The organism is Yersinia sp. 2540 StPb PI (assembly GCF_052217165.1).
GTDB classification, from domain to species: domain Bacteria; phylum Pseudomonadota; class Gammaproteobacteria; order Enterobacterales; family Enterobacteriaceae; genus Yersinia; species Yersinia enterocolitica_E.
Map to the genome: position 1 here is coordinate 2,234,389 of NZ_JAZGQC010000001.1, position 19,715 is coordinate 2,254,103.

Here is a 19,715-nt window from a genome sequence, read left to right on the forward strand (position 1 = left end):
GTCGATGTTATCAGAAGAGGATATAACACCAGCCAAGCTTATTATTAAACGAAAAAGGCTAAAAGGCAGACAATTTCCTAGGTATGTTAGGAACCTCGCCTAATAGCGTTGCAAGACTAAGCAATATAATTCACTTCTACGAGGAATCTTAGTGAGTTATAAACGGAGTCGGGCAATAAAAAATGCTCGCTCATTCCCATCGCTCTGGCTGGAATCCTCTATCATTTAAAATGACAGATATGAGAGTCGAGGTGGTTATGATGAATTTTCGAGTGCTAATTATCGTAGCAATAATGTTTTCATGGATAGTCTCCTTTGCTGCAAGTAGTGCGCAATCTACCCGGTCTGCTACAGGAACAATTACATTTTTTGGTGCTATTGTAGATAGTCCATGTGATACCGCTTTCATCGAGAGTATCATTACAACACGTTGTTATCGTAATGGTGAGACATTGACTCAACGGCAAGTTGTTTCTGCTAATATGCCTCTCACTGCCCGTTTACCTGGTAATTTAGCTTCTTCTCATCTGGAATGGTTGAACCCGCAGCGTAGTCTGGGAATTTTCACTGTCACTTATCTCTAATATATTCAAACAATATGACGTATTCCTACAAGCACGGCTTATCACAGTGATAAGCCGTGTTAGATGGATGATGCGATTCAAATGAAATCATCTTGTTTGGCTACAATGATATTGTTCGACCACATGATATACTAACCCTCATTCAGACACCCTTTGGTCAGGCCAATTTGGTATTAGTCACGCCAATACCTGATGCAGGAAATAAGGTTATGCGGTTATATCAGGAAGTGGGCAGTCAATTGCGTGAGGCGATTGTCAGCGGGCAATACAACTTAGGCGATCGTTTACCGCCTGAACGTGACATCGCCGAAAATTTCAGTGTCAGTCGCAGTGTGGTTCGTGAAGCACTGATTATGCTGGAGCTGGAAAAATTGGTGGAGGTACGCAAAGGTTCTGGCGTCTATGTGGTTAACGTGCCCGATATGCCAGCAAACGGTGAATCCGCAGTGACCTCTGATAGTGGTTACGGCCCATTTGAATTACTGCAAGCCCGCCAATTACTGGAAAGCGAAGTCGCCGCTTTTGCTGCCATGCAGGCGACCAAAACCGATATCATCAAAATGCGTCACGCCATCGAGCAGGAAAAGACTGCACTGGCTGCGGGGGCAGTGGATGAAAGCGCTGATGAGTTGTTTCATTGCCTACTGGCACAATCGACGCAAAATAGCGTGCTAGCCAATATGGTTACAGAGGCCTGGCAAGCGCGCAAAACCAGCGCCATGTGGCAGGTTGCTCACCGTCACACCCTGGATTTCAGCTACCGTTGGCAGTGGTTAGAAGACCATCAGAAAATCTTGCAAGCTGTGTTACGCCGTGACAGCAAAGCGGCTAAGCAAGCCATGTGGCAGCACTTGGAAAATGTAAAACTAAAACTGCTCGAGCTTTCAGATGCCAACCATCCTGATTTTGATGGTTATTTGTTTGAGTCTGCGCCGTACCAGCTTGAAGAATAATTTACCCTTCGGCCTTGAAGCTGCAGCGGTGTTGGCTGCGCTCACTTACCCGAATCACTTACTTGAGTAAGCTCATCGGGATGCATTTGCTTGCCGCCTACCTGCACCTCCAATGACTTTGGGTAAACCCTTCGGCCTTGAAGTTACAGCGGTGTTGGCTGCGCTCACTTACCCGAATCACTTACTTGAGTAAGCTCATCGGGATGCATTTGCTTGCCGCCTACCTGCACCTCCAATGACTTTGGGTAAACCCTTCGGCCTTGAAGTTGCAGTGGTGTTGGCTGCGCTCACTTACCCGAATCACTTACTTGAGTAAGCTCATCGGGATGCATTTGCTTGCCGCCTACCTGCACCTCCAATGACTTTGGGTAAACCCTTCGGCCTTGAAGTTGCAGCGGTGTTGGCTGCGCTCACTAACTCGATTGGAATTAATGAGCCTCACTCTTGAGGCTCATTCGGTGAGTGCGCTAAATTAATCCTGCTGCGCCAAACGTTTTACACTCTCTTTCGCGCCAAATTGTTGCAAGCTGAGGTAAGCCTCGGTGACTGCATCAACAAATACCGGCTGCTGTGGTAAGGACTCACCAAACAGCGACTTCAGTGATAGCAAACTCTGTACCCGGGCAACGCCATCTTCACTGCTGGCGACACATTTTTTAAAGCTGTCAGCCATCGGATCACGGATATCTATGGCCTGGCCGTTATCGTCGATCCCACCTACATAGCGCATCCAACCGGCGATACCTAATGCCAGACAGCGATAAGCGCCGCCATGTTGTAAATGCCAACGCACGGAATCGAGCATCCGTTGTGGTAATTTTTGGCTACCGTCCATGGCAATTTGCCAGGTGCGATGTTTTAACGCCGGGTTGCTGTAGCGCTCAATCAATTGATCAGCATAGGCATTAAGATCCACCCCGGTGACGCGCAAGGTTGGGGCTTGTTCATCCATCATCAGGCGACGGGCGGTGAGGCGATAGTTACTGTCGGCCATACAATCATTAATATGTTGATAACCGGCGAGATAACCCAGATAGGAGAGGTATGAGTGGCTGCCATTTAACATGCGCAGCTTCATTTCTTCGAATGGCAAGACATCATCGACCAATTGCACTCCAGCCACTTCCCAGTCCGGGCGGCCCGCGACAAATTTATCTTCAACTACCCACTGAATGAACGGCTCACAAGCAATACCACAAGGGTCTGCTACGCTCAGGGTATCGGCAATTTGTTGCAAGGTTTCAGCGGTGGCGGCTGGAACAATACGGTCGACCATAGTATTAGGGAAGGTGACATGTTGACTGATCCAACTAGCCAGTTCTGGGTCTCGGGCCATAGCCAGGCCGAGGACGGCATTTTTCACGACATGGCCATTTTCTGGAATATTATCGCAAGAAAGCACAGTAAAAGGGGGTAGGCCGCGTGAGCGACGTAAGCGCAGGGCTTCTACCAGAATACCGGGGGCGGAGGTTGGCGCATCGGGTATCGCCAGATCTGCGCGGATAAACTCATTTTGCAGATCCAATTGGCCGCTACCCGGTTCGATGCAGTAACCTTTCTCAGTAATCGTCAGTGAGACAATCGCCACTTGTGGTTCGGCCAATTTTTCCAATACTTGGATGATGCCATCTAATCGGGCATGGACTGACTCGCAAACCGAACCGACAATAATGGCCTGATTACCTTGCGCCCCTTTTTCCAGCACTGAGAAGAGATGATTCTGTTGGCGTAAATTTTGAATCAAAACGTCGCCACCAAACAAGCTGACTTCGCAAATACCCCAGTCGCCCCCTTGTTTATTTAACACCCGGTCAGTGAGCAGCGCTTGATGGGCGCGATGAAATGCACCAAAGCCAATGTGAACAATGCGGCTTTTCAGTGCTGTTCTATCATAAGTAGGCTGCTGTACGGTTGAGGGAAGGGGGCTGTTGGCAATGGTGTTCATACGTGGCTCCAAAATCATTCACCCCACGATTATTACAAAGGGGCTGACATAAAAGGTGGCAAATAAAAAGTTGTTAGACCAGTTTTAGTCGGCTGTTTGTAGGAAAGAAGCCACACCATACTGACCATTTTCTTTTGCTCGTTGCCATGAATATCGGCTTGCAGTGTAAAGCCATATGACAGAAAATAAAATTGGTAAGTCCAATATTGGTTATATTCGTGAGGTGGATCAACCAATGAGGTTTTGCTTTTTGACACCCGGCGGTTAAAAAGTAAGGATAAAGCTGAGTGATACCTCTTGGAAATCGGTATAACAACATTTTTAGCACCTGAACAGTTTACGCAGAGAAGGTAAAAATAAATGGAACAAACATGGCGTTGGTATGGCCCGCATGATCCGGTGTCGCTGGATGATATCCGTCAGGCGGGTGCAACTGGAGTAGTGACAGCATTACATCACATCCCGAATGGTGAAGTATGGCCGGTGAGTGAGATCAAGCAACGTCAGGCAGAGCTTGCCGCTAAAGGTTTGGTGTGGTCGGTAGTTGAAAGTGTCCCGATTCATGAAGAGATCAAAACGCACAGCGGCAACTATCAGCAACATATTGAAAATTATCAGCAAACGCTACGTAATCTGGCGGCCTGCGGTATTGATACCGTGTGCTATAACTTTATGCCAGTGCTCGACTGGACACGCACAGATCTGGAATATCAACTGCCAGATGGTTCCAAAGCATTACGTTTCGATCAGATAGCCTTTGCTACCTTCGAACTGCATATCCTTAAACGCCCTGGTGCGGTGAATGATTACACTGCGGAAGAACAGGCGCAGGCAGCAGATTACTTCGATGCGATGACTGAAGCGGATATCGCCAAGCTGACGGGCAATATTATTGCCGGTCTGCCGGGGGCTGAAGAAGGTTATACACTGGATCAATTCCGTGCACGTTTGGCGGAGTATAACGGCATCGATAAAGCGCAACTGCGTGAAAATATGGCTTACTTCCTGCAAGCCATTATACCGGTTGCCGAACAGGTTGGTCTGCGTATGGCGGTACATCCCGATGATCCACCGCGCCCAATCCTTGGCCTACCGCGGATTGTTTCCACCATTGAAGATATGCAGTGGCTGAAAGAGACAGTTGATAGTATTCATAACGGTTTTACTATGTGCACCGGCTCTTATGGGGTGCGGGCTGACAACGATCTGGTGAAGATGATCGAAACCTTTGGTGATCGTATTCATTTTACGCATTTACGCTCGACCTGCCGCGAAGGGAACCCAAAGACCTTCCATGAAGGCGGCCATCTGCAAGGCGATGTGGACATGTATTCCGTCGTCAAAGCCATCTTGACCGAAGAGCAACGCCGTCAGGCTGCCGGTGATATGCGTCCGATCCCGATGCGCCCAGACCACGGTCATCAGATGCTGGATGATTTGCATAAGAAAACCAATCCGGGCTATTCGGCGATTGGCCGTTTGAAAGGGTTAGCTGAGGTGCGTGGTGTGGAGTTGGCGCTGAAACGGGCGTTCTTCCCTGAACTAAAATAACACGCTATTTTTCAATATATTAAGGGCCAGAAATGGCCCTTAACTGTTTTATACCCAACCATACCCAATAGATTTCAAGATGCAGGAAGGCGGCAAGCGAGATACAAGTCGGTCGGGAACCGATTTGTACAGCATTTATGCTAGCCCGCAGGGTGAGCCTCAAGGATGAGGCTCATTAATCCCGATGAGCTTACGCAGTCAAGTGATTCGGGTTATTGAGAGCAGCCAACACACCTGCAACTTGAAAGATGAAGGGGATTGGGTATTATTCAGCGCGGCCCATATAACGGCGTTCCGCAATATGAATACGGATTTTCTCACCCGGGCTGATATATTCCGGCACCTGAATAGATAAGCCGGTGCTCATCACAGCAGGTTTGTTGCGAGCACTGGCCGATGCGCCTTTGATGCTTGGGGCGGTATCAACAATTTCCATATCAACAGTCTGCGGCAATTCCAGCGCCAATAATTGACCATCCATCGTCAGAACCTGCATGCCTGGCATGCCCCCTTCAGGAATAAATAACAGTTCTTCTTCGATCTGTTCTTTTTTGAAGTTATAAGGGGTGAAATCTTCATCATCCATAAAGACGTATTCGTCGCCATCGATGTAAGAGAAATTCACTGATCGGCGGGTCAGGGTGATGGTATCGAGGATCTCATCGCCTTTAAAACGCTCTTCAACTTTTAAACCGGTCCGCACATCAGAAAACCGCATTTTATACAGGGTACTTGCGCCACGGGCGCTTGGGCTTTGCACATCAATATCTTTCACCAGCAGTAATTTGCCGTTGAGGTTGACCGCCATACCACGTTTTATTTCGTTAGCTCTAGCCATTTATTAACCGCCAATCAGGATTGAAGATAAGTTGCGACAAGTTACTCGCGCCGCCAGTTTCAGGCAAGCAAATATCGCCTCCATATTTGAAGTCGTTGGGGCTATTCGCTTGCGGCCTGGCGGCAACAGTAAACGCTTTGGAGATAGCGCTAAAAAGAGAGTTATTCCCGTGTAAAAATAACCCTATTGATAGACCGGTAACCAGCCCAATAGTGCAGCAATATGGGTAATGGCATTGATCAAACCAAACAGGATGATAAAACCAATCATCAAACGCCCGCCGGGAGCACGATAAACAGCCTGTGGGAAGCGTTTACGGCTGGCCCGCGCCATCAGCGCTGGCACTATTACCGCCCAAATGGTAGCCGCTAAACCGGCAAATCCAATGGCATATAAGAAGCCATTCGGGAACAGCAGTGCACCGAGGGTCGGTGGCACAAAAGTGATCAGTGCTGATTTAGTCCGCCCGTTACGGGTATCACTAAATTTAAAGAAGTCGGCAATATAATCAAACAACCCCAGAGATACCCCAAGGAATGAGCTAGCCAGCGCCATATAAGAGAAAGCATTGAGTAACTGGCTGGTGGCCTGACTGGTCGAAATGGTGTCCATCTGTTTTAGCAGGCTACCGATGTTGCCACCGTCAGCAATCACCTGTTTGAAGGCGTCACGGGCGATATTACCTTGAATAGCATACTGCCATAGGACATAAATGATTAACGCGATCAGGGTGCCGTACAGCAGGCTGCGCACCACTGCTTTGCTGTCTTTGTGGTAGTACTTCACCAGCCCCGGTACATTACCGTGATAACCAAATGAGGTCAGCAAGTAGGGCAGTGCGGCCAGTGCATAAGGTAAATAGCGGGCGCTGCTATCAGTTTGATTGAATAGAACGGCACTTTGTACATGGCTAAACATGTCACCAACCGACATGACAAATGTAATTACCATTCCGCCGATTAATATCGTACTTAAGCGATCCACTGCGCGGGTCGATAACCAAACGATAAATGCGACCAATAACACAAAGATAAAGCCAGCACCGGTCTGACCAATCCCCACGACATTTTGCAGGGTGTGAGAAATGATTGAGCCACCGGCGGAGATATAAGCGTAGGTCAGGATGTAGAGCACAAAGGTTATCGACAATCCATTGATGGAACTCCAGATCTTACCCAGCAGGTCTTGTACCATGGTGTGAAAGCTGGCCCCGGTGGGGTAGTTCAGGTTAGCTTCCAAAATCATCAAGCCAGAAATCAGCATACAAGCCCAGGTATAAATCAGCAGTATTACTGAGCCGCTGAACCATACCCCGGCTGTGACGATTGGGATTGAGAACATCCCCGCCCCTACAGCGGTTCCGGCGACTATCATCGCCCCGCCAAGGACGGAAGGGCGTGATAACGGTTGGGATACATCCATCGACATCGGTAACTCCAAATATCCTTCATCCTTGCCGCTACAGCAGAATTTGTTGTCTTGCTGTAACGTTAATGACGCGGGCTATAAATAATAGGTTAGTGGTTCTTTTGTACTAGCTTAATGGTACATGCTGGTGAGGATTCTGTAAACAGACGAATATACTCATGCCGATCATATGATCAGTGATTAGTCTGGTGATGGGATTAACTTGTGATTGAATATCGTACAAATTGGGATTTTAACGGTTAAAAAGTGAACTGATGGTGCGGAGGTGAAAAGCACCGCCTATGGCATGGATCGGTTATTAAACCGCCGGGCAAGGATAGTGCTGGTAGTTAATGGGGGTGATTGCTATTGTCTGCTGTTATTCCACCAGCCTACAGGAGCCTGCTGATGGACTGTCGCTCAGATTGCGGTGCTTGCTGTATTGCTCCTTCTATTTCCAGCCCGATCCCCGGTATGCCATTCGGTAAGCCTGCCAATACCCGTTGTCTGCATTTGGATGAGACTATGCGTTGCGCCATTTTTCATTCCCCTTCGCGCCCGGCAGTATGTGCCAGCTTACAAGCATTGCGGGAGATGTGTGCTGATACCCGAGAACAAGCGTTGGTTTATTTGATTAAGCTGGAAGCGGATACCGCCCCTTCGTGATAGAACGAGCGGCATTATTACGACAGGTCTGATAGGCGCGTTACTTCATATTAGTCATCGGTGTTGCTTCGATGACGAGTGTTTCCAGTAGTTTTAGCGTAACAATCAGCGGCTTACTGTAATCGAGCGGCAGAGTTGCATTGGTGCCATATACCCTCTTAAGTGTGAAGCTCGTTGCTTCGCCGCTCGGAATTTCGAAGTTTTTAGTGAGATCTAAATAGTAACTTTGTTCTTTGTCGGATGGATTACGCAATCCAAATACCGCTTTATCTTTATTCCATGAGGCCCAGCCATAAACTTCCAGTGCAGTAGGGTCACCGCCAATCCAATGGGTATCAACCAGCACATCGCTATTTTTCCGTGACCATTTAGCGGCGGTCGCCAGCGTATCCCATTTGTTGTTATTTAACATGGACGACGTGATGTAAAGCTCTTGTAGCTGGGTTCCCGTTGCAAAGTAGCTCCAGACCTGATCAGCAAAGTCATGGTCGGTCTGCACTTTTTCCAACCCAAAATAGGCATTTTCCGCGCTAACAATGCCGTGGTACATCAGCGAGTTTATCGGAAATATCCTTGTTATTTGAGGTCCAGAAAGGTTATTTGCATTTTGAGTCTGATAATGATTAGAATTCATGATGTTACCCGACGGTAGCCGGGCAACATTTTGATGACACAAGATTTATAGCGAGGTTTCAGTTTCGGGGATTAACTTATTAGCTGATCCACAGACGATGATTTTACTGCGCACGACGTCTTTCATGGCATCCATACCGACGCGCATGTAATAGCGCGGGTCGTTACCTTCCGGGTTATCGCCAAACCATTTTTTCACCGCCGCGGCGAAGGCGATTTTCAACTCAGTTGCTACGTTTACTTTGCAAACACCCAGTTGAATGGCTCGTCTGACATAGTCATCAGGGACATCGCTTGCACCATGTAGAACCAATGGAATATCGACGGTTTCATGGATTTCTGCCAGGCGCTGGAAATCAATTTTTGGCCGTTTGGCGTACAGGCCGTGGGCTGTTCCTATCGCAACCGCGAGGCTATCGACACCGGTAAGTTCCACAAAGCGACGCGCTTCTTGTGGGTCAGTGAGAAAAGCACTCTCCTCATCGACATCCATATCGTCTTCCACACCCCCCAGACGGCCTAACTCAGCTTCAACGCTACAATCGTGGCGATGACAAAAATCGACGACACTCTTCACCAGACCCACATTCTCAGCGAATGGGAAGTGGCTACCGTCAATCATCGCACTGCGTACACCGGCGTTGACCTTGCGGCTGATATCGTCCAGTGACTCGTGATGGTCGAGATGCAGCGCGAGCGGCATGCCATAACTTTCAGAGTAGGCTTCGCACAGTGCGTAGATTTCTTCAAAAGCGATGTGCTTAAAGGTGCCGGGCGTACCTGCAAGGATCACCGGTGATTGCATCTCTTTGCAAACTTCTAGAATGGCCTGAATGGTTTCCGCGTTATGGATATTAAAAGCAGGTACGGCGTAGCGCCGAGCCTGCGCATCCTGCAAAAGATATTTGGTAGAAATAATGCTCATGTAGTGATCCTCTCAGCCTTTCCAGGGATGAATAACGACGCCTTTCACTACACGGTTTACCGTGCCGCTGGCGGAAGGGGTGTCGGGGGTGATACCTGCTTTGATAGATTCGCTGAGAGCGAAAATCTGTGTGTACATCAGGAAGCAGAACGCCTGTTCGACATCAATAAACTCTCGGGCTGCGGGTAACAAAATATGCGGGCCTGCGTCTATTTCTGGGCTGGATTCGGCACAAATCGCTACGACGCGCATCGCTTGTTGGTCGCGGCGCAACTCAGCCAGTAAGTCGAGGTCGTATTGACGGGTATAAGGGTGGCTTGAAACCAACACCACAACCAGCGTTTCAGCGTTAACCAGTGATTTTGGTCCGTGGCGAAAGCCGGTGGGGGACTCATAAAACGCCGCTAATTTACCTGCCGTTAGCTCCAGCACTTTCAGTGCTGATTCGCGCGCCACGCCTTGTAATCCGCCACTGCCGAGGTAAACAATCCGTTTAAAGGGCAGATCACCAAATACGGCAGTGCTAAAGTCGCCCTGCGAAGCAACTATCTGCTTACAGCGCGTTGCGACATCCTGAAAACTGGTGCTGTTGATGACCTCGGGGGCGAAGACCGCCAAACAACTGGCCATCATGGTACTGATGCTACTGGTCATGGCGAAACCACGGTCATGGGTTTCGGTTGGCATTAACAGTGCCAGTGCGTTATCACTTTTCAACGCATTGTGATACAAGCTGCCGGCTTCATTACAGGTGATGACCAGATGGTGGCACTGGCTGACAAGTTGGTTGGTTAAGTCCACTGCGGCGACGCTTTCAGGGCTGTTACCGGAGCGTGCAAAGGAGATGAGCAGTGTCGGGCGCTGGGGAGATAAATAGTCAGCAGGATTAGTAACGAGGTCCGTTGTGGGCACTGCGACAAAATTTCTCTCGCTATGGCGCGACAGCCACGGCGCAATAATATCGCCGATAAATGCTGAGGTACCGGCACCTGTCAGGACAATCTGTAGGTCAGATGTTTGCAGGAGCGGCGCAAGGAAAGTGTCGATATCGTTACGTTGACGTTCAATGTTTTTTAACGATCGGATCCAGCTTGCTGGTTGCTGGCGGATCTCTTTTTCAGTCCAGGTCGATGTGCCGCAAGTACCGGCAGATTGGGTTTCGCTCATAACTCAGTCCTTAGTAGTACATATTCAATGGGTCAGTACAAAGTAGAACATGACAATCTTTCGTTTCATTTCATCAATTTTATGTCTAAGTGAAAATCTATAGAAAAGAAAACGAAAGGTCAATATAAGAAAAGTAATAAAACGAAAAACGTGATCTGGAAGTGGGGTTTATGTTTTTATTTTATTGATTTATATTGATATATTATATTTATTTAATACATAGCTTAGAGCATAAAGAAAGGAAAAGAAAGGTTTGTGGCGGAATTGGCCACAAACCAAAGTGATATATAATGAAAGTTCTACAGGGCGATTCGTTGTCCATCAATCCAAATGGTTTGTAGCATGAGCCGCGAATCAAGCGCGATAATGTTGGCTCGTTTGCCTGCCGACAGAGAACCATATGTGTGGTCAAGTCCCAACATTTTGGCAGGGTGCAGCGAGGCCATATGAATCGCATCCGCAGCAGGGACACCCACGTTATTGACCAGATTTCGCACCGCTGCATCCAACGAAAGTGTACTTCCGGCCAGCCCTCCAGAGGCAGTACGGACAATACCCTGTTGCATTGTTACTGGATGACCGCAAATCGTATAGTCGCCATCAGGCATTCCAGCCGCGCTCATCGCATCGGTTATCAGCAATACTCGAGGCTTGGCGCAGGTACAGCAAAGGCTCATTACTGCGGGGTGAACATGGTGACCATCTGCTATCAACTCAAGCCATGCTCGCTTATCGGTGAGCCCTGCGCCAACCATGCCGGGATTACGGTGATGAAGACCGGTCATACCGTTAAAGCAATGCACCAGTCCATCGGCTCCCACATCAAACGCACGAATAGTTTCTTCATAGTTCGCCGCGCTGTGGCCGAGCATGACCTTTATCCCCTGGCTTTTTAGATACTTAATCGCCGCCAGCGCACCCGATTTCTCAGGTGCCAATGCCACAACACGTAATGTGTGTTGTGACACGTCAATCAACCTGTTTAGCTCAGTAATATCCAGCTCACGGAACAGCTCCGGTGGATGTGCCCCTTTGTTCTGCGGGGTGAAGTAAGGGCCTTCAAGATAGCTACCCAACACCGTCGCACCTTGTCCACCTTGATGGTAGCGCTGCGCAATACGCCGCAGTGCACACTCTATTTCCCCAAGGGGAGCGGTGACGGTGGTCGGCAACCAGCCACCCACCCCTTCGCGTGCTTTATACAATGCCAACTGATCCAGTATCTCTGGCGAGTCATCCATGACATCGACACCATCACCGCCGTGGACATGAATATCGATATAGGCTGGGCACAGTAGTTCAAAGTCGCGCAGCGTAACCCCTGCGGGGATTGGCTCGATGGCAACGATGGTGTTGCCATCTATGCGTAACTGATGGTCGTCGAGCCAGCCATGCTCGGTCAGCACCCGTCTGGCTCGCAACAGTGCTGTCATATACCTTCCTCGACAGGGGCGGCTTCGCGATAACGGCCCATTTCGTCCACCAGACTGGTCAACCCTCGGTGACCACACTCTAGCGCCTGAAGGCGGAACTCTTTACTACTGAGGCCATCGCGCTCCAGCACCATCTCCAGCAAAAGTTGTAGATTTACTCCGGTGATCACTTCACGTTCTGCTTTCTGCATTGCCAGCGTCGAGGCCACGCGGAAGGGGGTACCTCCGAGCAAATCCGTCAAAAAAATCAGCCCTTCTTTTTCATCCAGATTAGCTAACGCCTCTTCAAACTGAGCGGTAAGCAGCGCGGTGGAGGAGCTTTCAGGAAAATCGATGGCTATCACTTGCTGTTGTTCGCCAAGTATTTGTTTCATCGCTTTTTCCAGTCCGGTGGCAAACCCACCGTGACCGCTAAGAATAATGCTTAACATGGAGTTTCCTCTTGCTTACAAAAAGTGGCCAAATTTTCCAACAACGCCTAATACCACGGTCAGCCCGATGAGTCGCAGAGGGCTCCAGCCACGGCGCACTAACCAGTACATCGTGAGGGTGTATACCAGTGGGAGGAAGGCTGGCATCAGTTTGTCGATAACATCGGTTTGCAGCTTAACCACAGCATCGCCTGCGGTGATTTCAAGCGTGGTGGACAAGCGAACGTAGGTGGCGACAAGTGCACCGATCACCGTCATCCCAACGATAGAAGCCGCTCGCCCCACTTTAAGTGTATTGGCTTTGATAAGCGGGATAGCCGCGACACCCATGCGATAGGCATAGTGAGCAAGCCCGAAACGAAGCCCAAGATGGACGACATTAAACATCACGAGAAATACGATTGCGCCGAGGATCGAACCTTGCAGGGCCAAACTGGCTCCAATACCGCCACAGATGGGGAGCAAGGTCAGCCAGAACATCGCATCACCAATTCCTCCCAGTGGCGCACCAACGGCGATTTTCGTACTTTGAATACTGTTCACATCCTGTTTTGAACGTTCCATCGCCAGTATGATGCCGATGACAAACGTCACCAGGAAAGGATGGGTGTTGAAGAACCCCATATGGCCTTTCATCGCCCGCGCCAGATCATTTTTATTGGTGTGGATCTTTTTCAGCGCGGGCAATATGCCATACAGCCAGCCGGAAGCCTGCATACGCTCATAGTTAAATGAGGCTTGCAGCAGCATGGAACGCCACGCCACGCGGTTGATATCTTTCTTTGTCAGCTCCGCACCGATACTTTGGTCTTCATAGATATTGTCGTTGCTATCAATGACCGGCTTTTCAGTGACGTTAGCGCTTGGCAGAACCTGAGTATTAGATGCCATCTTCGAATTCCTCTTTCTGAGTGCTGGAAGTCTGCTGCGGAGTTGAGTCTTTACGCATGAAATCGATTAACGCCATTGCCAAGGCTGCGGCGGCAATCGCCAGTACCGGCAGTTTCAGCCAGGCCGCAGCAACAAAGCCAAGAATGAAGTAGGGGATATAAACGTTTTTCATCATTATTTTCAGCAATACGGCAAAGCCGATTGCAGGCATGATGCCACCAGCTACACCAAGGCCGTCTATCAGGCGGGCTGGCAAGACATCAATGACCGTCTTCGCATGCTCAGCACCAAAATAGATGGGCAAGAATGCGCACAGAAAATAGAACGTACCCAGAGCCAGCAAGGCCAGATAATTAACGCGTTCAATGCCGTCGGTATCCGCATTTGCCGCCATCCGGTCGCAGCGCGCCATCACACCAGACATGATAGAGAACAAGAAGGTGATGCCCATTTGCACCGCCACGGCGAACGGCACGGCAACCCCAACCGCGACCTCCGGTTTTACACCGGCAGTGATAGCAAAGGCCGTGCCGACAATAGTCCCGATAATCACATTCGGCGGTTGGGCACCGGCCAGTGGAGCAAGCCCCATCCAGACCAGTTCCAGAGTACCACCGGTGAGTATCCCCATATGAAGGTCGCCAAGGATCAGGCCAACCAACGGCCCAAGGACCACCGGGCGGTGCATATGTGTCAGGCCGTTGAACATATCCAAGCCAGCAATAAAGGCCAGAATCCCCAACGCGGATGCCTGTAATAAGCTAATTTCCATAGAAAATACCTCAGAGGAGTTTGTAGAGATCCTGAGCGGGCTCGGTCGGCACGCCCTGAATAAAACATTCCACCCCTGCTTTTCTCAGGCCATAGAAAGCGGCAATATCCTGATCATCGACAGAGACGGTTTTCGCTATTTGTTGTTTACCTTCGGCATAATGCATGTTGCCGACATTGATTCGGGCCACGGGTACGTCACCGTTGACCAGCGTTAGAAAGTCTTCGGGACTTTTGCAGACCAGTAAAATTTTCTGCCGATCGGTTGCACGATGAATATTGTCGATCACTTTTTGCAGTGGCCAGAAGCGCACGGCAATCCCTTCTGCCAAAACCATTTCCATCAGGTTTTGTTGAACCTGATCTTCGGCAACTTCATCATTGGCAACCAACACCAGATTTGCTCCGGCAAAACCAACCCATTGAACACCAACCTGGCCGTGAATCAGGCGCTCATCAATACGACTTAATACAATGTTTGGCATGTTTTATTCCTTATTATCATTGTGTTAATGGGATGACGATGTTCCCATGCAGGCTGCATGGTACTGGCGCAATACATCCTGAATATGGTCAATAATCAGTTCGTGCGGTGTTGCCGCGAGCCGGCCTTCACGGACCTTAACGTATTGAAGTGGCAGATACTGGCTGATCAACGGCAAGGGCAGTGGTTTGTCCGTTAAATTATTTACTAACCGAGCATAAGCCTGGTCAATGTGGTGATCGGGCCAGTAGTAACGAACGCGGTCAGAATAGCTGTAGCCGCGCGCCAGACGACGTTCATCGTTATTACCGTGATAATGCTGTTTCCAGTGCTCCGGGTGTTCCTGCATGACGCTTTCCAGCACATCTCGTAGCCCCGAACATTGGTATGCGGGGCGGAGTTCCTGCTCGATAGCGGCCAGTGAAAATAGCGCTTCACGTAACGCGAAAGTGAGTGCCGGACCCACTTTCAAAATGGCAAAGTGGTGCTGAACTAGCTGTTGTAGGGCGAGCGGAGTTTGGTAATCGGTGGAGTGAGCTTCAAAGACCATCGTGTCAAACTCTTCGATAGTCTGGCTCAGAGCAAGAGATTTCTCAGGTTGATAATCAATAACATGAGTATGATCGAATTCTACACCGGGTTGGACGACTAGCCCGATAATGCGTGGCCACAGGTGGTGCAAACCTTGTTGTTCAAAAGCATGACGATGAGCCTCGAGCGTTGCTTTTGCCGCTTGGGGAGAGGTGACCACCAGCGTTGACAGCGTTTCATGTGCTCCTCCTGGAACAGGGACTTCCGTTCCAATAACATAAACCAGATCAGACGAACCTTGTTTTTCCTTGCGGGTCTGTTCTGCAATTAAGGCAAGCCTTGCTGCTCTCCCGGCGACGATTTCATCTGTTAATGGCACTGGGTCATCTGCACAAGACATACTGCAATCAAGGTGAATTTTCTTAAAGCCAGCCGCGACATAATGGCGAATAAGTTCTTCTGCATGAGACATAGCCTCTGCGGCTGGGGCGTTTTGCCAGCGATTTGGCCCCAGATGATCGCCCCCTAACACCAACTGATTGCGAGGGAAGTGATGTTTATCCGCCAGTTGCTCAACAAAACCACGGAAGTCATCTGGGGTCATACCGGTATAGCCGCCATACTGATCCACCTGATTGGAGGTGGCTTCTATTAATAAGATGGATTGCGCGTCCCGGGCGTGGCGCATTGCTGCTTCCAGAACCAATGGGTGAGCAGAACAGACGGCAAAAATGCCACATCGCTTATCGTGCTTATGGTCGGCCACAAACTCGGTTAAATGTTTCACTTTCCTCTCCGTATGGGTTTTTGATTACTTGTGTCTTTCGGTTTGTTTCATTGATACTGCTTTATGGGTTTATAAAAACAAAACGAAAGATAACGGAAATGAGATCTGTTTCGCAAAAGAAACATAATGAAAGGTTTTTTTTATCGGGTGATAGCACGGTTTGGCCTAATGTAAAGACTTGCTTTCCGGCAAAAGAAAGGTGTTAATAGATGAAGTGAAATGAAACGAAAGGCTTTTGGGAAGGATCTGATATGAGCAATACCGATTCAGTAATGGACAAGCGTATAACGGGCACCAGTGAAAGGCGTGAGCAGATAATTCAGCGGCTTCGTCAGCAAGGAAGTGTTCAGGTTAATGATTTATCGTCATTCTTTGGTGTTTCTACGGTGACTATCCGCAACGATTTGGCCTTTCTGGAAAAGCAGGGGATTGCTGTACGTGCATACGGCGGTGCGCTGGTGTGTGATGCTGGCACACCTGGCGTTGAACCCACGGTAGAAGATAAAAGCTCCCTTAATATTTCTTTAAAGCGCGATATTGCTCGCGTTGCTGCAAATCTGATTAAACCTGGGCACCGCGTGATTCTGGACTCGGGCACGACCACTAATGAAATAGCGCGTCATATGCGTAATCATAAGGAGGTCATTGCTATGACAAACGGCATGAATGTGGCGAACGCGCTGCTTGAGGCTGAGGGGGTGGAATTGCTGATGACAGGAGGGCACTTACGCCGCCAGTCCCTTTCCTTCTATGGGGATCAGGCTGACCAGTCCTTGCAAAATTATCATTTCGATATACTTTTTCTTGGTGTAGACGCCATCAGTCTTGAGCGCGGTGTGAGCACGCATAATGAAGACGAAGCTCGCCTAAATCGCCGAATGTGTGAAGTCGCGGAACGCATCATTGTGGTCACTGATTCCAGTAAATTTAACCGCTCCAGCCTGCATAAAATAATTGATACCCAGCGCATACATATGGTTATCACCGATAAAGGTATTCCAGAGGAAAGTTTGAATGGATTACGAAAAGGTGGGATTGAAGTGCTCCTTGTTGGGGAATAAAAACCGTCTCTTGGCCGCCTTTTAGCCTACCGCTATAAAGTAAAGTCCCAGCCAAGAGGCCGGGACTTTGTCAGTAATTTAAGGGAAAGCGTGCTGTTCGGGCCGTAAGCGGCGCGAAACGCCGGTGTGCCTGTTGGTACGCTTAACCCTTGGTTCTTCTGGCGGCTAAGCCCCAGCAGGAACTGCATGCGCGGTGTTTTTCAGCACCGGCCCGGTATACTTCTCAATCTCAAGCTGCGCCATTTGCCCACAGTTACCCTGCGCCAGACTGGAAGAACCAATATCGAAAGTCAGGCAGTTGATATTGCCGTTCTTACAAAGAGAACCCGGTACCGCTGGATCCGCCGGGTCAAACCATGCCCCTTCGCTGATGCGCACCACCCCTGGACGTACATCTTCAGATACCACAGCACCTACCAATATCTGCCCACGGTCATTGAACGCACGGACTAAATCGCCATTAACAATGTTACGCCCCTTGGCATCCTGTGGGCTTATCAGTATCGCTTCCCGATCGGCCACAGCGTATTTTTCACGCAGTGGTGTGTTATCTAACTGTGAATGCAGCCGGTTGATTGGGTGTGCGGTGTTTAGCGACAGTGGATATTTCTTCGCTTCCACCCCGCGATACCATTCATGAGGTGGCATCCAGGTCGGGATCCCCTGACAATCGGCGTATTCCATTTTAGCGATAGTATCGGAGTAGATCTCAATCTTGCCAGACGGGGTACCCAGCGGGTTGAGCAATGGATTGTCACGATAATCAGCAAAGCGCACCCACTGCTGGTTCGCTTCGGGGATAGGGAAGCGAATGTAGTTGTTCGATTGCCAGAACATATCGAATGGCGGCAGGGCGACCCGTGCGGTACGGGCCTGTGACTTCATATCGTCGTACATCGCTTTCAGCCACTGAGTCTCATCTTTGCCCTCGGTAAAGGCATCAATCACTCCCAGCTTGGTGGCCATCGCCGCGAAGATATCAAAATCATTACGCGCTTCATGCTGTGGCGGCACGCATTGGTGCATCGGGAAGACATAAAGTTGCGAGTAATCGCCGCCCATCTCCAGATCGTTACGCTCATAGCTGGTGGTCGCCGGTAATACGATATCGGCGTGCTTGGCGGTGGCAGTCCAATAGGGTTCGTTAACCACAATGGTTTCAGGGTGCTGCCAGGCTTTCACCAGATTGTTGGTATCCTGATGCTGATGGAAAGTATTGCCACCAGCAACGTAGACCATTTTCACATCTGGATAGGTGACTTTGGTGCCATTGAAATCAATGACTTTCCCCGGATTGGCCAGACATTCGGCAATCCGCGCCACTGGAATCGGCGATGGTGAGTTCTTCGGTGCACTCCCGGCAGAAATCCCCGGTAAAATGCCGCCCTTGGCCGTTGGGCTACCGCCAGAGGAGTAGTGATAGCTGAAGCCAAAGCCGCCACCCGGCAGGCCAATTTGGCCCAGCATTGCCGCGACCGTGACCAGTAACCAGTGTTGCTGCTCACCGTGATGCTGACGTTGAATCCCCCAACCGCCCATAATCATGGTGCGCTGTTTAGCCATATCTCGCGCCAGTTGGCGCAACACATCGGCATCCACACCACTGATATCCGCCGCCCATTCTGCGTTTTTCGGCTGACCGTCAGTTTCACCGAGCAGATAGGCCTGGAATTTATCAAAACCAATGGTGTAGGTTTTTATAAAGTCAGGATTATGCAGTTTTTCTGTTAATAGCGTATGGGCGATACCGATCAACATGGCGCTGTCGGTATATGGCCGTGGCGCAATCCATTGTGCATTGGTGAATTTAGCACTGTCGTTATGCACCGGATCAATACTGATAACTTTGGTACCTTTCTTCTTCAGCGCTTCAAAACCAGTTTGACCCACATGATCGGGGATATTCCAACTGTTTTTCAAGGTGATCATCGGGTTACAGCCCCAGAGGATCACCAGTTCGCTGTTATCTACCACGTTTGGCCAGGCCGTCTGCTGTTCGTAGACCTCCATTGACCCCATGACGTGGGTCATAATCACCTGTGCCGCACCAGTTGAATAGTCACCGGCATAGCCCAAAAAACCCCCACTCAGGTTCATTAAGCGTTGTAGTAGCGTGCGGCTGTTATGTAGCATCCCCACACTTTTCCAGCCATAAGATCCGGCGTACAGCGCTTGCGGGCCGTGGTCTTTCTGCACCCGCACAATTTCGCCGCATACCAGTTCAGTGGCTTTATCCCAACTGACACGTACCCACTCATCCCGGCCACGCAGTTCGGTATGGCTACCGGGGCCACCTTCCAACCAACTTTTACGCACCATCGGGTATTTGATGCGGTTATCCGCATGCACCTGATAGGGTGCCATAGTGATCAGGTCATTCGGCCATGGATCATCTTTGACAGGTTGCACACCGATCATCCGGCCATTCTCGACGATAGCTTCAAATGCGCCCCAATGAGCGCCGGTCAGAATACCTTTTTGCGCCTGACGCAGTGCCAGAAACTGAGGTAATGCCTGACTGATGGCTTGGGCTAATGCAGATTTGGGCCACAGGCCACCAACGATAGGCAATACAGCCAGTGCGCTGGTTCCGAGTAAGAAGCGACGGCGGCTCATTTCTAACGGTTGTTGTTCGTATTTAGTCATTTTCGCCTCTT

Annotated in this window: 17 protein-coding genes and 1 pseudogene; 5 read left to right on the forward strand and 13 right to left on the reverse strand. The window is 49.7% G+C overall.

Annotated features, from left to right (window positions below):
* Positions 1–257 precede the first annotated feature (257 nt).
* Both V1956_RS10100 and V1956_RS10105 read left to right on the forward strand, forming a co-directional pair.
* Complete coding sequence (locus V1956_RS10100) at positions 258–584, forward strand: hypothetical protein (RefSeq protein WP_083163547.1); 327 nt, start codon at positions 258–260, stop codon at positions 582–584.
* Between the two features lie 209 nt (positions 585–793).
* Positions 794–1,537, forward strand: a complete 744-nt coding sequence (locus tag V1956_RS10105; RefSeq protein ID WP_420071819.1) for a GntR family transcriptional regulator — start codon at positions 794–796, stop codon at positions 1,535–1,537.
* A 472-nt stretch (positions 1,538–2,009) separates the two neighbouring features.
* Here the strand turns inward: V1956_RS10105 and V1956_RS10110 are convergent, their stop codons facing one another.
* The gene (locus tag V1956_RS10110; protein WP_372559390.1) at positions 2,010–3,482 is read right to left on the reverse strand and encodes a mannitol dehydrogenase family protein; all 1,473 of its coding nucleotides are present in this window, start codon (positions 3,480–3,482) and stop codon (positions 2,010–2,012) included.
* Positions 3,483–3,842: 360 nt separating this feature from the next.
* Between V1956_RS10110 and uxuA the strand changes: the two genes are divergently transcribed.
* Complete coding sequence (gene uxuA / locus V1956_RS10115) at positions 3,843–5,033, forward strand: mannonate dehydratase (protein WP_372559389.1); 1,191 nt, start codon at positions 3,843–3,845, stop codon at positions 5,031–5,033.
* A 265-nt stretch (positions 5,034–5,298) separates the two neighbouring features.
* Here uxuA and yeiP read toward each other — a convergent pair whose 3' ends face one another.
* A complete protein-coding gene (yeiP, locus tag V1956_RS10120) occupies positions 5,299–5,871 on the reverse strand; it encodes an elongation factor P-like protein YeiP (RefSeq protein ID WP_005193072.1) in 573 nt (190 codons plus the stop codon).
* A gap of 183 nt (positions 5,872–6,054) precedes the next feature.
* A complete protein-coding gene (mtr, locus tag V1956_RS10125; RefSeq protein WP_372559388.1) occupies positions 6,055–7,299 on the reverse strand; it encodes a tryptophan permease in 1,245 nt (414 codons plus the stop codon).
* A 387-nt stretch (positions 7,300–7,686) separates the two neighbouring features.
* Between mtr and V1956_RS10130 the strand changes: the two genes are divergently transcribed.
* Positions 7,687–7,944, forward strand: a complete 258-nt coding sequence (locus tag V1956_RS10130; protein WP_083158365.1) for a YkgJ family cysteine cluster protein — start codon at positions 7,687–7,689, stop codon at positions 7,942–7,944.
* 40 nt (positions 7,945–7,984) lie between these two features.
* Here V1956_RS10130 and V1956_RS10135 read toward each other — a convergent pair.
* From V1956_RS10135 to kbaZ, 9 genes and pseudogenes are all read right to left on the reverse strand, one after another.
* Positions 7,985–8,515 (reverse strand): annotated as a pseudogene (locus V1956_RS10135) (enterotoxin); the annotation flags it as partial.
* A gap of 108 nt (positions 8,516–8,623) precedes the next feature.
* Complete coding sequence (gene kbaY, locus V1956_RS10140; RefSeq protein WP_442825066.1) at positions 8,624–9,502, reverse strand: tagatose-bisphosphate aldolase subunit KbaY; 879 nt, start codon at positions 9,500–9,502, stop codon at positions 8,624–8,626.
* A 12-nt stretch (positions 9,503–9,514) separates the two neighbouring features.
* Positions 9,515–10,669, reverse strand: coding sequence for an SIS domain-containing protein (locus V1956_RS10145; RefSeq protein WP_442825067.1), 1,155 nt, complete (start codon positions 10,667–10,669; stop codon positions 9,515–9,517).
* Between the two features lie 299 nt (positions 10,670–10,968).
* Positions 10,969–12,102, reverse strand: a complete 1,134-nt coding sequence (gene nagA, locus V1956_RS10150; protein ID WP_372559385.1) for an N-acetylglucosamine-6-phosphate deacetylase — start codon at positions 12,100–12,102, stop codon at positions 10,969–10,971.
* Entirely contained in the window at positions 12,099–12,533 is a 435-nt protein-coding gene (agaF, locus tag V1956_RS10155) for a PTS galactosamine/N-acetylgalactosamine transporter subunit IIA (protein ID WP_005193054.1), read from the reverse strand. The genes nagA and agaF overlap by 4 nt, the downstream gene beginning before the upstream one ends.
* Before the next feature lie 15 nt (positions 12,534–12,548).
* Complete coding sequence (gene agaE, locus V1956_RS10160) at positions 12,549–13,424, reverse strand: PTS N-acetylgalactosamine transporter subunit IID (protein ID WP_083158369.1); 876 nt, start codon at positions 13,422–13,424, stop codon at positions 12,549–12,551.
* Positions 13,414–14,196: a PTS N-acetylgalactosamine transporter subunit IIC gene (gene agaW, locus V1956_RS10165; protein WP_005193049.1), complete on the reverse strand. Its 783-nt coding sequence runs from the start codon at positions 14,194–14,196 to the stop codon at positions 13,414–13,416. Before agaW ends, agaE begins: the two co-directional genes overlap by 11 nt.
* Positions 14,197–14,206: 10 nt before the next feature.
* Positions 14,207–14,680, reverse strand: a complete 474-nt coding sequence (gene agaV, locus V1956_RS10170) for a PTS N-acetylgalactosamine transporter subunit IIB (protein WP_083158371.1) — start codon at positions 14,678–14,680, stop codon at positions 14,207–14,209.
* Between the two features lie 24 nt (positions 14,681–14,704).
* Positions 14,705–15,997 (reverse strand): tagatose-bisphosphate aldolase subunit KbaZ, encoded by a 1,293-nt coding sequence (gene kbaZ / locus V1956_RS10175; protein WP_372559383.1) that lies wholly within the window; start codon positions 15,995–15,997, stop codon positions 14,705–14,707.
* 251 nt (positions 15,998–16,248) lie between these two features.
* Here kbaZ and V1956_RS10180 point away from each other — a divergent pair, with 251 nt between their 5' ends.
* Positions 16,249–17,058 (forward strand): DeoR family transcriptional regulator, encoded by an 810-nt coding sequence (locus V1956_RS10180; RefSeq protein WP_083158372.1) that lies wholly within the window; start codon positions 16,249–16,251, stop codon positions 17,056–17,058.
* Between the two features lie 165 nt (positions 17,059–17,223).
* On the opposite strand, the gene torA is transcribed toward V1956_RS10180, so the two are convergent.
* The gene (torA, locus tag V1956_RS10185) at positions 17,224–19,704 is read right to left on the reverse strand and encodes a trimethylamine-N-oxide reductase TorA (RefSeq protein WP_083158373.1); all 2,481 of its coding nucleotides are present in this window, start codon (positions 19,702–19,704) and stop codon (positions 17,224–17,226) included.
* Positions 19,705–19,715 lie beyond the last annotated feature (11 nt).

What these genes read in the sequence shown, in the direction of transcription:
- V1956_RS10100 (WP_083163547.1), top strand. Translation starts at nt 258, where the DNA reads ATGATGAATTTTCGAGTGCTAATTATCGTAGCAATAATGTTTTCATGG.
- V1956_RS10105 (WP_420071819.1), top strand. Translation starts at nt 794, where the DNA reads ATGCGGTTATATCAGGAAGTGGGCAGTCAATTGCGTGAGGCGATTGTC.
- V1956_RS10110 (WP_372559390.1), bottom strand. Translation starts at nt 3,482, where the DNA reads ATGAACACCATTGCCAACAGCCCCCTTCCCTCAACCGTACAGCAGCCT.
- uxuA (WP_372559389.1), top strand. Translation starts at nt 3,843, where the DNA reads ATGGAACAAACATGGCGTTGGTATGGCCCGCATGATCCGGTGTCGCTG.
- yeiP (WP_005193072.1), bottom strand. Translation starts at nt 5,871, where the DNA reads ATGGCTAGAGCTAACGAAATAAAACGTGGTATGGCGGTCAACCTCAAC.
- mtr (WP_372559388.1), bottom strand. Translation starts at nt 7,299, where the DNA reads ATGTCGATGGATGTATCCCAACCGTTATCACGCCCTTCCGTCCTTGGC.
- V1956_RS10130 (WP_083158365.1), top strand. Translation starts at nt 7,687, where the DNA reads ATGGACTGTCGCTCAGATTGCGGTGCTTGCTGTATTGCTCCTTCTATT.
- kbaY (WP_442825066.1), bottom strand. Translation starts at nt 9,502, where the DNA reads ATGAGCATTATTTCTACCAAATATCTTTTGCAGGATGCGCAGGCTCGG.
- V1956_RS10145 (WP_442825067.1), bottom strand. Translation starts at nt 10,669, where the DNA reads ATGAGCGAAACCCAATCTGCCGGTACTTGCGGCACATCGACCTGGACT.
- nagA (WP_372559385.1), bottom strand. Translation starts at nt 12,102, where the DNA reads ATGACAGCACTGTTGCGAGCCAGACGGGTGCTGACCGAGCATGGCTGG.
- agaF (WP_005193054.1), bottom strand. Translation starts at nt 12,533, where the DNA reads ATGTTAAGCATTATTCTTAGCGGTCACGGTGGGTTTGCCACCGGACTG.
- agaE (WP_083158369.1), bottom strand. Translation starts at nt 13,424, where the DNA reads ATGGCATCTAATACTCAGGTTCTGCCAAGCGCTAACGTCACTGAAAAG.
- agaW (WP_005193049.1), bottom strand. Translation starts at nt 14,196, where the DNA reads ATGGAAATTAGCTTATTACAGGCATCCGCGTTGGGGATTCTGGCCTTT.
- agaV (WP_083158371.1), bottom strand. Translation starts at nt 14,680, where the DNA reads ATGCCAAACATTGTATTAAGTCGTATTGATGAGCGCCTGATTCACGGC.
- V1956_RS10180 (WP_083158372.1), top strand. Translation starts at nt 16,249, where the DNA reads ATGAGCAATACCGATTCAGTAATGGACAAGCGTATAACGGGCACCAGT.
- torA (WP_083158373.1), bottom strand. Translation starts at nt 19,704, where the DNA reads ATGACTAAATACGAACAACAACCGTTAGAAATGAGCCGCCGTCGCTTC.